This is a genomic window from Janthinobacterium sp. BHSEK, from assembly GCF_056174685.1.
In genome coordinates, this window is sequence record NZ_JBWBYV010000044.1 from 87,521 (window position 1) to 102,836 (window position 15,316).

Annotated in this window: 10 protein-coding genes and 1 pseudogene; 8 read left to right on the top strand and 3 right to left on the bottom strand. The window is 67.0% G+C overall.

The annotated features are described in order from the left end of the window. Nucleotides 1-93 precede the first annotated feature (93 nt). On the bottom strand, nucleotides 94-1,725 hold the full coding sequence (locus AC0V2Y_RS16135) for an alpha-D-glucose phosphate-specific phosphoglucomutase (RefSeq protein ID WP_475414760.1): 1,632 nt from the start codon (nucleotides 1,723-1,725) through the stop codon (nucleotides 94-96). 169 nt (nucleotides 1,726-1,894) lie between these two features. Here AC0V2Y_RS16135 and AC0V2Y_RS16140 point away from each other — a divergent pair, with 169 nt between their 5' ends. From AC0V2Y_RS16140 to AC0V2Y_RS16175, 8 genes are all read left to right on the top strand, one after another. Beyond that, on the top strand, nucleotides 1,895-2,380 hold the full coding sequence (locus tag AC0V2Y_RS16140; RefSeq protein ID WP_475414761.1) for a sigma-70 family RNA polymerase sigma factor: 486 nt from the start codon (nucleotides 1,895-1,897) through the stop codon (nucleotides 2,378-2,380). 8 nt (nucleotides 2,381-2,388) lie between these two features. Further along, on the top strand, nucleotides 2,389-3,489 hold the full coding sequence (locus AC0V2Y_RS16145) for a FecR family protein (RefSeq protein WP_475414762.1): 1,101 nt from the start codon (nucleotides 2,389-2,391) through the stop codon (nucleotides 3,487-3,489). A gap of 81 nt (nucleotides 3,490-3,570) precedes the next feature. Then, entirely contained in the window at nucleotides 3,571-5,967 is a 2,397-nt protein-coding gene (locus tag AC0V2Y_RS16150) for a TonB-dependent siderophore receptor (RefSeq protein WP_475414763.1), read from the top strand. A gap of 270 nt (nucleotides 5,968-6,237) precedes the next feature. Beyond that, a complete protein-coding gene (locus tag AC0V2Y_RS16155; RefSeq protein ID WP_475414764.1) occupies nucleotides 6,238-8,499 on the top strand; it encodes a TonB-dependent siderophore receptor in 2,262 nt (753 codons plus the stop codon). A 50-nt stretch (nucleotides 8,500-8,549) separates the two neighbouring features. Beyond that, complete coding sequence (locus AC0V2Y_RS16160) at nucleotides 8,550-9,296, top strand: DUF4198 domain-containing protein (RefSeq protein WP_475414765.1); 747 nt, start codon at nucleotides 8,550-8,552, stop codon at nucleotides 9,294-9,296. A gap of 2 nt (nucleotides 9,297-9,298) precedes the next feature. After that, a complete protein-coding gene (locus AC0V2Y_RS16165; RefSeq protein WP_475414766.1) occupies nucleotides 9,299-9,634 on the top strand; it encodes a DUF3649 domain-containing protein in 336 nt (111 codons plus the stop codon). Beyond that, the gene (locus tag AC0V2Y_RS16170) at nucleotides 9,631-11,253 is read left to right on the top strand and encodes a PepSY-associated TM helix domain-containing protein (RefSeq protein WP_475414767.1); all 1,623 of its coding nucleotides are present in this window, start codon (nucleotides 9,631-9,633) and stop codon (nucleotides 11,251-11,253) included. The genes AC0V2Y_RS16165 and AC0V2Y_RS16170 overlap by 4 nt, the downstream gene beginning before the upstream one ends. Further along, nucleotides 11,253-11,621, top strand: coding sequence for a DUF3325 domain-containing protein (locus tag AC0V2Y_RS16175; protein ID WP_475414819.1), 369 nt, complete (start codon nucleotides 11,253-11,255; stop codon nucleotides 11,619-11,621). The genes AC0V2Y_RS16170 and AC0V2Y_RS16175 overlap by 1 nt, the downstream gene beginning before the upstream one ends. On the opposite strand, the gene AC0V2Y_RS16180 is transcribed toward AC0V2Y_RS16175, so the two are convergent. Next, a complete protein-coding gene (locus AC0V2Y_RS16180) occupies nucleotides 11,608-13,416 on the bottom strand; it encodes a putative bifunctional diguanylate cyclase/phosphodiesterase (RefSeq protein ID WP_475414768.1) in 1,809 nt (602 codons plus the stop codon). The genes AC0V2Y_RS16175 and AC0V2Y_RS16180 overlap by 14 nt on opposite strands. A gap of 168 nt (nucleotides 13,417-13,584) precedes the next feature. Next, a pseudogene (locus AC0V2Y_RS16185) lies at nucleotides 13,585-15,218 on the bottom strand (methyl-accepting chemotaxis protein). Between the last annotated feature and the right edge of the window lie 98 nt (nucleotides 15,219-15,316).

Genomic DNA, 15,316 nt, shown 5'->3' on the forward strand with positions numbered 1-15,316 from the left:
TTAGCCCAAAGGGCGTAATCCGACAACGCTGCTGACAATGTCGTCGGATTACGCGTGGCGATGCCACGCTAATCCGACCTATGCACCCTTTTTTTATGTCGTCACCGTGGGCGCGTCGCGCCCCGTGCGTGCGCGTATCTGCGCCACTTGCTCCGCCACGGCGATCAGCCCCGCCAGCGCCTCCTGGGTCGGGATGGCGTGCTGCGCGGGATCGGCTTCGTAGCGCTCCAGGTACAGGCGCAGGGTGGCGCCCTCGGTACCCGTGCCGGACAGGCGCAGCACGATGCGCGCGCCGTCCGTCATGACGATGCGGATGCCCTGCTGTGTCGCCACGGAGCCGTCGACGGGGTCCGTGTAGCTGAAATCGTCGGCCAGCGCCACCGTGCAGCCACCCAGCACCTGGCCCGGCAAGGCGGCCAGCCGGCCGCGCACGGCTTCCATCAACTGCTGCGCGCTGGCGCTGTCGATATCTTCGTAGTCGTGGCGCGAATAGTAATTGCGGCCATACGTGGCCCAGTGCGCGCGCACGATGTCTTCCACCGATTGCTTTTTTTCCGCCAGCAGGTTGAGCCAGAACAGCACGGCCCACAAGCCATCTTTTTCGCGCACGTGGTTCGAGCCCGTGCCGTAGCTTTCCTCGCCGCACAGGGTGGCCATGCCGGCGTCGAGCAGGGTGCCGAAGAATTTCCAGCCCGTCGGCGCCTCGTGGCAGGGAATGCCCAGCGCGCTGGCGACCCGGTCGGCCGCGCCCGAGGTGGGCATGGAGCGGGCGATGCCCTTCAAGCCCCCACGGTAGCCGGGCGCCACGGCGGCGTTGGCGGCCAGGATGGCCAGGCTGTCCGAGGGCGTGACGTCGAAGCGCCGGCCGACGATCATGTTGCGGTCGCCGTCGCCGTCCGAGGCGGCGCCGAAGTCGGGAGCATCGTCGCCGGCCATGCGCGCGATCAATTCCCGCGCGTTGACGGGATTCGGGTCCGGGTGGCCGCCGCCGAAGTCTTCCAGGGGCACGCCGTTGATGACGCTGCCCTTGGCCGCGCCCAGCATGCCTTCCAGGATGGCCGTCGCATACGGGCCGGAGACGGCGTGCATGCCGTCAAAGCAGATGCGCAGGCCGCCCGCGAACAGGGCGCGGATGGCGTCGAAGTCGAACAGCTGCTGCATCAGTTCCGCGTAGTCGAGCACCGGATCGATCACTTCGACCGTCATCTGCTCGATGCGCACGGTGCCCAAGGCGTCGAGGTCGATGTCGGCCGCGTCGCTGATGCGGTATGCGGCGATGGCTTGCGTGCAGGCGTAGATGGCTTCCGTGACCTTCTCGGGCGCCGGGCCGCCATTGGCGATGTTGTACTTGATGCCGAAATCGCCATCGGGGCCGCCCGGATTATGGCTGGCCGACAGGATGATGCCGCCGCTGGCGCCATGCTTGCGGATCACGCAGCTGACGGCCGGCGTCGACAAAATGCCGCCCTGCCCCAGCAGCACGCGCGCGTAGCCGTGCGCGGCCGCCATGCGCAGCACCGTCTGGATGGCTGCCCGGTTGTAGTAACGCCCGTCGCCGCCCAGCACCAGGGTCTGGCCGCGGCAGTCGCCCACGCTATCGAACACGCTCTGCACGAAGTTTTCCAGGTATTGCGGGACGCTGAAGGTCGCCACCTTCTTGCGCAAGCCCGAAGTGCCGGGCCGCTGGCCGGCTATCGGCGCCGTATTGATGATTTGAATAGCCATGTTGTCTCCCTATTAACTTCGCATGTTAACCGATGCAGGGCGCGGGGCAAAGCGTTGTACACCTGCCACGGTGCGCCAAGCCGCTTAGCGCGACATCCCGGCATGCCATATAATGAGAATCATTCTCATATGCGGCATTCCTTGGCTGCGGACTCATACATCGGACGCCGTGGTCGCACGCTATTACCAAGAACTGTTGAACTTTTGCTGGCGCAGCTTGCGCAACCGCGAAGCTGCCGCCGACATGGTGCAGGAAAGCTATGCGCGCGTGCTGGGCGAAACAGCCGTGCGCGAACCGCGCGCGCTGCTGTACCACACGGCGCGCAATCTGCTGATCGACAATCACCGCCGCGCCGCCTTGCGCCAGCACGAGGAGCTCGACGCCTTGCCCGAGGCCGCGCATCCGGCCGCGCCGCGCCATTTGCAGCCGGAACAGGCGTTGCAGGGCAGCCAGGACTGGCAAGCCTGCGTGGCCGCCATCGACGCCTTGCCGCCCCGCTGCCGCGACGCCTTCGTGCTGCACGTCTTCGAGGAATTGCCGCACGCGCAGATCGCCGCGCGCATGGGCATTTCCGTGAGCATGGTGGAAAAACATATCGCACGCGGCATGCTCAGTTGCCAGGCGCAGTTGCATTCTTTGCGGGAAGCCACATAATGGCGCCCATGACCGCCCTCCCGCCCCGCCACGCGTTCGGCCCCTCTGCCCAGGAGCAGGCGGACTTGCGCGAGTACGCCGACTTTGCCGCCACGCAAGATGGCGTGGCGCTGGCGGCCGCTACCTGGTTCAGCCGGCGCGGCAAGCTGGATGCACAGCAACAGGCCGAGTTTGCCGCCTGGCTGGCGGCCGACGCGCTGCACGCGCACGCGTATGCGCAACTGCAACACACGCACCGCGCAGCGCGCAAGATTCCTGCGCAGCTCGCCGCGCGCTGGGCACTGCCCCAGGCTGCGCCATCGTCCCACTCCCGCCGCCACTGGCTGCGCGCCCTGCCGTATGCGGCCGCCGCCATGCTGCTGCTGAGCGTGGGCGCGGGCGGCTACCAGTGGTGGTGGCAGCAAGCCGTTTTCAGCCAGTCGTATGCCACCATGCGCGGCCAGCGCATGGCCGTCGCGCTGCCCGACGGCAGCAACATGCAGCTCGATACGGCCACGCGGCTGCACGTCACCCTGTACCGCCAGCGCCGCGAAGTGCGCCTGGCGCAGGGCGAAGCGCTGTTCCAGGTGCAATCGAAGCAGGGCCAGCCTTTCGACGTGGTGAGCGGCCCCTTGAAAGTGACGGTGGTGGGCACGCAGTTTTCCGTGCGCAATACCCTCGAGCACGACGGCAAGCTGCGCGTGGCCGTACAGCATGGTCACGTGCGCGTGGCGGGCGCAGGACAAACCCTGGCCGACCTGCGGGCCGGCCAGGGCGTCAGCGCCGACGCCGGCGGCCGCCTGTCCGCCGTCGCCAGCCTGGCCCCCGGCAGCGTGGCGCCGTGGCGCGACGGCAGGATCACTTTCGACAACGTGCCGCTGGGCGCGGCACTGGCCGAATTCGAGCGCTATGGCGACACGGGCTTCGTCGTGCGCGATCCCGCCGTGGCCAGGCTGCGCATCGGCGGCAGCTTCAGCCTGACCCAGCTCGACCGCTTCGCCGCCGCCCTGCCGCAGCTGCTGCCCGTGCACGTCGTACGCGATGGTGCCGTCAGCGAGATCCGCATGGCGGCAAAAAAATGCCGGCGCAAGCCCCTGCGATGCGGCAGCCTGAAAAATAAATGCAAATAGTTCGCATTCGCAGGTGAGGGTTTTGCCCGCTGCCTCGTCTACCAAGTTAATCGACAACAAATTAACCTGGAGAAATGCAACATGTGGTCCCCCCGCCTCAATCTGACACCCGCCCCCCTCGCCTTGGCCGCCATGCTGGCCCTGGGCAGCATCTCCCTGGCACAGGCGCAAACGGCGCCCACCGTCACCCTGTCCATCGCCGCCCAGCCGCTGGGGCAAGCCCTGAATGAACTGGCGCGGCAAGCCAATTTGCAACTGCTGTTCGCGCCCGAACTCGTGGCCGGCAAGACGGCGCCCGCCGTCAGCGGCACGCTCGGCGTGGCCGACAGCCTGGAGCGCCTGCTGGCCGGCAGCGGCCTGGCCGCCAGCATCGACGGCAACAGCGTCATCATCCGTCCGGCGCCCCCCGCCACGGGCAAGGTGGCGACCCTGGCGGAAATTACCGTCAGCGCGCGCCAGGAGGCGACGCCAGACAGCGAGCTGACCAAGTCGTATGCGGCGCAGGCGGTGAGCATCGGCAAGGGCCGGCAAAGCCTGCGCGAGATTCCCCAGTCCATCTCCGTGCTGACGCGCCAGCAACTGAACGACCAGAATTTGCTGAGCCTGGACGACGCCATGCGCGGCGTGACGGGCATCACCGTCGAGGCCAGCAGCACGGGCGGCAACCACGGTAACTTTTATTCGCGCGGCTATGCGCTCGATGCGGTGCAGGTCGATGGCGTGATGACGCCCGCCAGCACGGGCAACGATCTGTCGGCCGGCTTCGGCCTGGCCATCTATGACCGCGTGGAAGTGCTGCGCGGACCGGCCGGCCTGTTCCAGGGCGCGGGCGACCCGGGCGGCACCATCAACCTGGTGCGCAAGCGCGCGCGCGACACTTTTGCCGCCAGCGGCGTGCTCAGCGCAGGTTCCTGGGACCGCTACTACGCGGAAGCGGACGTCACGGGCCCCCTGAGCGCGGACGGCAGGGTGCGCGGCCGCCTGGTGGCCGCCTACGAACACCGGCGCTCCTTCGTCGACCATGTGTATGCGGAAAAACCGCTGCTGTACGGCACCATCGCCATCGATGTGGCGCCGGGCACCGTGCTGACGGGCGGCATCACCCACCAGCAATACAGGGGCCGCCCCGCCTTCGGCTTGCCCGCGTATGAAGACGGGCGTTTGCTCGACGTGCCCCGCTCCACCTACCTCGACCCGGCCTGGAACCACATCACGGAAAAGGTCACGGAATACTTTGCCGAGCTCGAGCACAAACTGGACAACGGCGGCCAGTTCAAGGTCACCGCCCTACACCGCGAGCAGGATGAGCCGTCGCGCAGCTTCGGCTGGTCCGACTGTTCCGCCGATCCCGTCACGGGCGACAGCTGCCTGGTCAGCTGGAACTACCGCAGCCACTGGAAGACGCAGGGCCTGGACGCTTACCTGGCCACGCCGTTCCAGGCTTTTGGCCGCAGCCACGACCTGATCGTGGGCGCCGACTACCGCCAGGTGCACAAGAATTTCCGGTATGGCGGCGGAGACAATGCGCCGGTCAATATTTTTCATCCTGACAACAATATCGCGCAGCCCAGCTACACTTTTTCCAACGGCAATGACAACCGCACCAAGCAGTTCGGCCTGTACGCGCGCACCCGCCTGCAAGCGACGGACCGGCTGGCCGTCAACCTGGGCGGGCGCCTGACGCACTGGGACAACCACACCGTCAACCGCAACGCCTATTTCAACCAGTTCACCGATGTCAGCAACACGATCAAGGCCAAGTTCACGCCGTATGCGGGCCTGGTCTACGAGCTCGACAGGCAATTGTCGGCCTATGGCAGCTACACGCGCATCTTCACGCCCCAGTCCACCACGGACGCTGCCGGCCAGACCCTGAAGCCGCGCACGGGCCAGCAGTTCGAGCTGGGACTGAAGGCAGAACTGTTCGACAAGAACGTCAACGCGCACGCGGCCCTGTTCCGCATGGAAGATGAAAACCGCGTCATGCCCGACCCGGCCAACCCGCTGTTTTCCATCGGCGCGGGCAAGATGCGCAGCCAGGGCGTGGAAGCCGAACTGAGCGGCAGCCCCCTGCCGGGCTGGAACATCACGAGCGGCTATTCCTACACCAGCACGCGCACCCTGGAAGGCAGCGACGACCAGAAGGCGCAGCTGTACACCTTCATCGCTCCGCGCCACAACGTCAACCTGTGGACCAATTACCGGCTGGCCGGCGCGCTCGATAAAGTCAGCGTGGGCGGCGGCTTGCGCAGCGTCAGCAGCATGTATCGCCTGAACGGGCCCGTGAAATTCGAGCAGGGTCCCGTCACCACGGTGGGCTTGCAGGCAGGCTACCGCCTCAGTCCCAAACTGGAGCTGTCGCTGACGGTGAACAACCTGTTCGACAAAAAATACTACGCGCGCGTGTGGGCCGCCTATGGCTCCAACTTCTATGGCGAACCGCGCAACGCCATGCTGACCCTGCGCGGCCAGCTGTAAACGCCCCCGCTCCTGCACATACACGGCCGCCGCCAGCAATGGGGCGGCCGTGCGCGTTTACAACATCACACTCTTGCATGTCTCGCAACCCCGCACTATAATAAGAATAGTTCTCATTCACATTTAGACTCGCCGGAGTCCGCACGCAGTCGCCTGACTGCCGTAAGGCTGGATGACACGCTGCGCCAGCCAGGCTACACCGCCAAGCAAGCCTCCCATACCAAAAACGCCAGCCGCCCGACGGCGGGCATACGAGAAGAAGGATGTTTCATGGCGCGAGCACGTTCGCTGGCCGGCATGGTTGCCGGCCCGTTTTCCCCAACCGTTGGCAATACCGCCCTGCGTCCGCTGGCCGCCGCCGTGCAGACGGCATTGCTGGCGGCGGCGCTGGGCGCTGGCACGGCGCTGGCCGCCGATACGAGCGCCAAGCCGGAGGAAGCCACCCTGAGCGAGATCAAGGTGCAGGCCCAGCAAGACAAGGCGTCGACGGAGCACACGGGCTCCTACACCACCAGACAGATGGCCACGGGCACGCGCATGGGCCTGTCGATGCGCGAAACGCCGCAATCGATTTCCGTGGTGACGCGCCAGCGCATGGACGACATGGGATTGAACAGCCTGGCCGAGGTACTGGTGCAGTCGACGGGCGTGACGGTGCAGGAAAACGATAGCGAACGCACGAGTTTTTCCGCGCGCGGCTTTTCCATCGGCAATTATCAGATCGACGGCGTGGCCGTCAATTCCGGGTCGAATGCGCTGTTCGACACGGCCATCTATGACCGCATCGAAATCGTGCGCGGCGCCACGGGCCTGGTCAGCGGCAATGGCGACCCGTCGGCCACCATCAACATGCTGCACAAGCGCCCCGGCAAGGAATTTTCCGCCTCGGCCGGCCTGACCGTCGGTTCCTGGAGCAAGGTGCGGCTCGAAGGCGACATCAGCGCGCCGTTGAATGCGGACGGCAGCATCCGCGGGCGCGTCGTCGTGGCCGGCCAGAACCGCCATTCCTACATGGACCTGTACAAGGAACGCAAGCTGGCGGGCGCCGTCATCGTCGAGGCGGACCTGACGCCTGCAACGTTGCTCACGGCCGGCATCGACTACCAAAAGAACACGCCGAAAGGCACGAGCTGGGGCACCACGCCCCTGTTCTTCGCGGACGGCACGCCGGCCAACATGCCCCGCTCGTTCAACATGGCGGCCAAGTGGAGCAGCTGGGAGCGCGAGTTCCAGAACAGCTACATCTATCTCGAACACCGCTTCGCCAGCGACTGGAAGCTCAAGGCCGCCTACGGGCGCCTGGACAGCTCCTCGAACGGCAAGCTGTTCTACGGCGGCAGCGGCTATCCGAAACGCGACGGCAGCGGCCTGGAAGTCTGGAGCGGCGCCTTCCCCTACGAGGAAAAGCAGGACAACTTCGACCTGGCGGCCAATGGCAGCTTCCCCCTGTTCGGCCGCCGGCACGACCTGGTGCTGGGCGTGAACGGCTGGAAGCGAAAGGGCACGACGAATGAAACCTTGCTGCCCGATCCGCTGCCATTCGCCACGACCATCCCCGACTTCCGCAACTGGACGGGCGACGTGCCCGAGCCGGCGCTCACGCGCACGGGCGCGCGCGACGTCGCCACCACGAAACAGTCGGGCGCCTTCATCGCCACGCGCATCAACGTCACGGACAGCTTCAAGGTACTGGCCGGCGCGCGCGTGTCGAAGTGGGAGACGTATAACGACCGTTACGACACCCAGGGCCGTTTCGTCAAGCGCAGCTCCGCGTATAAAACGGACGATGTCGTCACGCCATACGCGGGCGTGGTGCTGGACGTGAGCAAGAGCACGTCGCTGTACGCCAGCTATACGGACCTGTTCAAGCCGCAAAACCTGAAGGACAAGCACAACGCCTTCCTCGACCCGATCACGGGCAGCAACGTGGAAGCGGGCGTGAAGAGCGAATTCCTCGACGGCGCCGTGAACGCCTCGTTCGCCGTGTATGAAGCGAAGCAGGACAACCTGGGCGAGGAAGACAAGTCGGTGCCGCCCACCTTCGTGCTGCCGGACGGCGGCCGTCCGTATATCTCGACGGGCAAGGGCACGAAAAGCCGCGGCTACGAGGCGGAGGTGTCGGGCAGCCCCTTGCGCGGCTGGCAGCTGTTCGCCGGCTACACGCACAGCAAATCGAAGACGGGCAAGGGCGTGGTGACCAACACCATCCAGCCGACCAACATGCTGCGCCTCTCGACCACCTACCGCCTGCCGGGCGAGCTGCAAAATCTCACCATCGGCGGCGGCTTGAACTGGCAGAACGAGATCTGGACGACGGCCACGCTGCCGAACAAAAGCAAGATCCGCGTCAGCCAGGGCAGCTACGTGCTGGCCAACCTGATGGCGCGCTACCAGATCAGCCCGAAACTGTCGGCCAGCCTGAACGTCAACAACCTGTTCGACAAGACGTATTTCCGCCGCGTGGGGTTCTATAACGGCGGCTATTACGGCGAGCCGCGCAACGTGGCGCTGAACCTGCGCTACCAGTACTGATGCACCGCCGGCCGCTTTTTCCACTCACATAACAAGATAAGGGTTACACCATGCACATCGCTTCCATCGCGCGCCCCGGCGCCCTCGCCACCGCCCTGCTGGGCGCGGCCATCGCCTGCGGCAGCGCCAGCGCGCACCAGATCTGGCTGCAGCAGGACGGCAAGGCGGCCAGCGTGTATTTCGGCGAATTCGGCGACAACCTGCGCGAAGCGTCGCCCGGCCTGCTGGACAAGTTCAGCATCCAGCGCGTGACGTGGATTTCGCCCGCCGGCAGCAAGCCGCTGCAGGCAAGCAAGACGGCCGGCGCCTTCCTCCTGAATGGCAAGGTGGCGGCCGGCGAAAGCATCATCGTCGAGGAAGACAACTACCCGTCGTGGGAAGAGAAAAAGGATGGCAAGGCCACGCGCACCGTGTGGATTCCTGCCGCGCGCCTGGTCGCCGACGGCAAGGCGCAAGCACAAGCGCTGACCCTGGACCTGGTGCCGACCGGCAAAGCTGGCCAGTTCCAGGTCAGCTACCAGGGCAAGCCGCTGGCGCAGGCCAAGGTCAACGCCGTGGTGCAATCTGGCTGGGGCAAGGAAGCGTGGAGCGATGCGCAAGGCCTGGTCAGTTTCCCGCTGCCGTGGCAGGGCACGTATGTGCTGGAAGTGCAGCACACGGACAAGACGCCCGGCCAGCGCGGCGCGCAAGCGTATGACAAGGCCATGTTCGTGACCACCCTGAGCCTGGTGCAGCCGCAAGGCGTGACGCCGCTGCCGGCCGGCCCGGCCCTGCCGCCCAGCAAGGAACACGACTGACCATGCAAGCGCCAGCCATCATTAAAATGCCGCGCCTGCGCCTGTCCGCCGGGGTCATGCACCGCCTCGGCGTGGCGTCGCGCAGCGTGGCGGCCATCGCTGGCGGCTACGTGCTGGCCGCGCTGGTCACCATGCTGCTGTCGGTGAGCCTGCCCATGGCCCGTTCCGAAGCCGTCATGACGGCCACCCTGCTGTCGTTTGCCATCTACACCTGCGCCGTGATGTGGGTCTTCGCCACGCGCAGCGCCCTGCGCGCGTGGCTTGGGCTCGCAATCCCCGCCGCCGTCATCGCCGCCATCCTGCAATCGATGGGCGCACTATCCTGGAGTCTCGCATGAAAGAAGGTTTCCGCCAGTCGATGGCATGGCTGCACACCTGGTCCGGCCTGCTCGTCTGCTGGATCTTGCTGCTGGTGTTTTGCGCCGGCACGGCCAGCTACTACCGCAATGAAATCACCCTGTGGATGCAGCCCGAACTGCACGGCGCAGCCGCCAGCGAGGTGACGACGGAAGCAGCGGCCACCGTCGCGCAACAGGCGATGGAAGAGCGGGCAGAAGGCGCCACGCGCTGGTTCATCAGCCTGCCCGGCGAGCGCAGCCCCGCCACGCAGCTGGGCTGGAGCAAACCGTCCAAGCCCGGCGAAAAGAAACGCGGCAGGCGCGGCAATTTTCATAGCGAAAAAGCCGATCCGGCCACTGGCCAGGTGCTGTCCAAGCCGCGCGAGACGCGGGGCGGCGAATTCCTCTACCGCCTGCATTTCGACCTGCACTACATGTCGGCCATCTGGGGCCGCTGGATCGTGGGTTTCTGCGCCATGTTCATGTTCGTCTCCATCATCAGCGGCATCGTCACGCACAAGCGCATCTTCAAGGATTTGTTTACCTTCCGGCCGAAAAAGGGCCAGCGCTCGTGGCTCGACGCGCACAATGTGACGGCCGTGCTGGCCCTGCCCTACCACATCATGATCACCTACACGGGCCTGGTCACGTTGATGTTCCTGTACATGCCGTCCGGCGTCACGGCCGCCTACAAGGGCGACCAGGACGCCTTCTTCGCCGAAGCCTTCCCGGGCCGCTCGGGCGACAGCAAGCCGGCCGGCGTGGCCGCGCCGCTGACGCCGCTCGCGCCGCTCGTGCGCCAGGCGGAACAGCAGTGGGGCGGCAAGGTCGAGCGCATCTCCGTCAACCATCCGGGCGACGCCAACGCCACCATCACCCTGACGCGCGCCGGCGGACGCGACATGTCGTCGAAGCAGCCGTCGATGGAATTCGATGGCGTATCCGGCAAGCTGCTGTCATCGGACGGCGAGGCGCAGCCCGGCGCCGCCGCCACGCAAGGCGTGATGGTCGGCCTGCACGTCGCGCATTTCGGCGGACCGCTGCTGCGCGCCCTGTTCTTCCTCTCCGGCCTGGCCGGCTGCGCCATGGTCGCCACGGGCGCCCTGCTGTGGGCCGTCAAGACGCGCCAGAAGCAGGCCAAGGCGCTGGCCGCCGGCAAGCGCGCCAGCTTCGGCCTGCGCCTGGTGGAAGCGCTCAACATCGGCGCCATCGCCGGCATCCCGATCGCCTTCGGCGCCTACTTCTGGGCCAACCGCCTGCTGCCGGTGGCGATGGAGGAACGCCCGAAAGAGGAAATCGCCTGCTTCTTCGGCGCCTGGGCCCTGGCCGCCATCATCGCCCAGCTGCGCCCGTCGCGCGCCATGTGGCGCCTGCAGCTGGCCGCCGGCGCCTTCCTGCTCGCGGCGCTGCCCGTGCTGAACGTCTTCACGACCCATTCGCACCTGGGCGTGACCCTGTTCCTGGGACGCGGCCCCGTGCCGGTGGCCGCCTTCGACCTGGTGGTGCTGGTGCTGGGCCTGGGCCTCGCGTACGCGGCGTTCAAATTGAAACCGCTGCCCGTGAAAGCCCCCAAACCAGCACCGGCCAAGCCGGCGCCGACGACGATGGAGGCCGCGTGATGGAACTATTAGCCAATTTCCTCGTCTTCGCGCTGTGCTACGCGGGCCTGTCCTCGCTGTGCCTGGCCATGGACCGCCACTACGCCGACCTGCACGGGCGCGGCGCCGAACCGCCCGCGCCGCTGCGCCGCCGCCTGCAGTGGACGGGCTGGCTGGCGCTGGCGGCGGCCCTGGCCTGGTCCATGCACATCGCCGGCGGCGGCTATGGCCTCGTCTACTGGGTCGGCAGCCTGACGGGCTGCGGTTTGCTGCTGATCTGGCTGCTGCCGTATGCGCCGCACCAGGCCATGCGCCTGGCGCGCGTCATCGGCGGCGCGGCCGTGCTGGCCGCCGCGCTGCTGGCGGCGCTGTCCGTCATGCCGGGCTAGGCGACTTGAGCAGCGCCTCGATACCCTCGGGCGCCATCGCGCGGCCGAGGAAATAGCCAAACGCCTCGTCGCAGCCCATCTCGGCCAGCAGTTCCAGCTGCTCGCCGCTTTCCACGCCGCCGGCGATGCTGCGCAGCCCCAAGGTGCGCGCCATCGCCACGATGGCGCGCACCATGGCGCCGTCGCCGCCCGGCTTGCCCAGGTCGTCGACGAAGCACTTTTCGATCTTCACGGCATCCGTGGGAAAGCGTTTCAGGTAAGTGAGCGACGCGTCGCCCGTGCCGAAATCGCTGATGGCGATCGCCATGCCCAGCTGGCGGAACTGGCGCAGTATCAATTCGCAGTTCTGGTTGCTGTCGATCAGGATGCCGGCGGCGATTTCCAGCTCGATGCAATGGCCCGGCACGCCGGCAGCCTCCAGCGCGGCGGCGAAATTGCGCGCGATATCGCGCTGGTAGAACTGGCGCGCCGACAGGCTGACGGACACCGTCAGCATCTGCCCCTGCGCGATCCACCTGCGCGCCTGTTCCACCGCCGTGGCCATCACCCACGCCCCCACCGGCAGGATCAGGGCGCTTTCCTCCAGCACCGGTAAAAAGTCGAGCGGCATCATCAAGCCCAGTTCCGGGTGCTTCCAGCGCAGCAGCGCCTTCACGCCCGTGATCCTGCGCGTCTTCAAATCCATGCGCGGCTGGTAGAACAGGGCGAATTCATCGCGTTCGAGCGCGTGGCGCAGGGCCGTCTCGAGGATGGTGCGCGAATACGACTGCGTCTGCATGCGCGCGGCGTAACGCAGGCAGGTGCCGGGCGCGTGGCGCTTGGCCGCATACATGGCCAGGTCGGCCTTTTCGATCAGCGCATTGACGTCGTCATCGTCGTCCGGATACAGGGCCACGCCCACGCTGGCCGCCACCGCCAGGCTGTACTCGCCGATGACGAAGGGCGCGGCGATGGCGGCGACGATCTTTTCGGCCACCCGCTCGGCATCGTGCGCCGTGCGCAGCTCCGTCAGCAGGATGATGAATTCGTCGCCGCCCTGGCGCGCCACCGTGTCGACCTTGCGCACGCACTGCTGCACCCGGCGCGCGAACTCCGTCAGCACCTGGTCGCCCACGTCGTGCCCCAGGCTGTCGTTGATGGATTTGAAGCGGTCGATGTCCACGAACAGCACGGCCAGCAAACCCTGGTGGCGGCGCGCGTAGGCGATGCCGTGCTCGAAGCGGATCTGGAAATGCAGGCGGTTCGGCAGCCCCGTCAGACCGTCGTGGTGGGCGATGAATTCCAGCTGCTGCTCGGCGCGCCGGCGGGCCGACACATCGTGCAGCAGCAGCACCGCGCCGCCCTGCGCCAGCGGCGCGCAGCTGTACTGCACGTCGATGCGCTTGCCGTCGAGATGGCGCAGCAGCACGGCGCCGCGCGCCACCTCCAGCACTTCCTGGCGCGCCACGCAGTCGCGCACCTGGCGCGCCGCATCGATGGGCGTGCCGTCATGGAACAGCGGCAGCAGCCCGGTCACGGGCTGGCCCAGGCCATCGTCGCCCAGCAAGCCGCCCATGGCGCTGGCGCGGGGATTCAGATACCGCACCACGCCGTCGTGGTCGGTGCCGATGACGGCCGCCGGCAGCGCATGCAGCAGCGCCAGCGCCTCTGCCATGCGCTGCGCCTGCGCCGCCTGCAGCACCGCGCCGGTCGCATGGCGCATGCGCCACATGCGCGCCGCCTGCCACTGGCAGGCCAGCAGCACGCTCAGCACCACGGCCAGGGCCATGCACAGCGCCAGCAGCAGCGCCGTCATGCGTCACCCGGCAGGCGGAAAGTACGGGACATGGTTTTCCTTTGCAACGCGCGCCAGGCATCCGGGCGCAGATACATGCGGAAAGGAAATAGTATAAGAATTTCGGGGCGATATTTGCCTGATCGGGTGCCGCTTGACTGGCATCAAGCGGCGCGGGACACGCCGGCTTCAGGCCAGCGACAGCGTGCGGGCCAGGGCGGCGCCAGCCGGTGCGCCCACGCCGGGCGTGCCGTGCAGTTTGAAGATGCTGACGGCGTCGGCCAGGCTGGCCGCCTGCTGCTGCAGCGCGTCCGCGGCGGCGGCGGCCTGCTCCACCAGGGCCGCGTTCTGCTGCGTCACGCCATCCATCTGGCTGATGGCGATGCTGATCTGCTCGATGCCGTCGCGCTGCTCCACGCTGGCCACGGCGATCTCGCCGATGATGGCGTTGACGCGCTGCACGCTGCTGACCACCTCATCCATCGTGCGCCCCGCCTGGCCGGCCAGCACGCTGCCCTCTTCCACCGTGCGCACGGATTCGCCGATCAACTGCTTGATTTCCATGGCCGCCGCGGCCGAGCGGAGCGGTGCGCCAGGCTGCGCACCTCGGTCGCCACGACGGCGAAACCGCGTCCCTGCTCGCCCGCGCGCGCCGCTTCCACGGCCGCATTCAGGGCCAGGATATTCGTCTGGAAAGCGATGCCGTCGATGACGGCGATGATGTCGACGATGCGCTTCGAGGAGGCATTGATATGGTTCATGGTCTGCACCACCTGCGCCACGGCCGCGCCGCCCCGCTGCGCCACGTCGGACGCGCCGCCGGCCAGCTGGCGCGCCTGGTCGGCGTTGTCGTTATTCTGCCGCACGGTGGACGTCAGCTCGATCATCGAGGCGGCCGTCTCTTCCAGCGAACTGGCCTGCTCCTCCGTGCGCGAGGACAGGTCCATATTGCCGCTGGCGATTTCGCCGGACGCCATGGCGATGGCGTCCGTGCCGGCCCGCACCCTGCCCACGATGTCGGCCAGGTTGCCGCTCATCACTTTTAAAGCCCGCAGCAGGTCGCCGATTTCATCGCGGCTGCCGCCGGCCACCACGGCGCGCAAGTCGCCGGCCGCCACTTGCTGGGCGATGCCGACGGCCACGCCCAGCGGCACCGTGATGCTGCGGATCAGCCACCACACGGTGACGCTGCCGACGACCAGCGTCACCAGCACCGTGGCCAGCATGACGATGCTGGCACTGCGGTGCGCGGCCGCGTCTTCCTCCTTCATCTGCGCCATCAGGCCGTGCGACTGCTTGCCGATGGCCGCGACGATGGCGTCGATCTGGCGCGTCGGTTCGCGGTCCATGCCCTTGACCAGCGCATCGACCGTGTGGGCGCTGTCGGCGCGCGCGCCGTCATACTGTTGCAGCGCCGCCAGGTAGCTCACGCCGAGCGCATCGTGCGCCTGCAGCGCGCGCTCCACGGGCGCCGTATCGAGTTGCAACGCGTGCATCATCGCCTGCAGGCTTTTCAATTCCTTGCGCGTCTGCGCGCCGCTGGCGACGAACGCTTCGCGGTAGCGCTGGAAGGCGGCCGCGTCGCCGCCGCGCAGCAGGATGTTTTTCCATTCCTGCACCTGGATCTTGAATTCCACCTGCGCGCTGCGCGCCGCGTCGACGGCTTCCGTCAGGGCCACGGAGCGCTGCATGGCGTCCGCGCCGCGCGCGCTGGCCGCGTCGAGCGCGCTCCAGCCGCGCGCGCCGACGAACACCAGCGCAAGAAAGAAGAAGGCGCCCAACAAACCCAGGCGGACGGAGATTTTCAGATTCGCAAGTTGCATGTGTTTCTCCCGGCGGCAAGAACAGGATGGCAACAAAGACGCCGCAAAATCTATCCAATTCTCACCAAACGAGGAAATCATGCGGCGCGCCCCGTGAA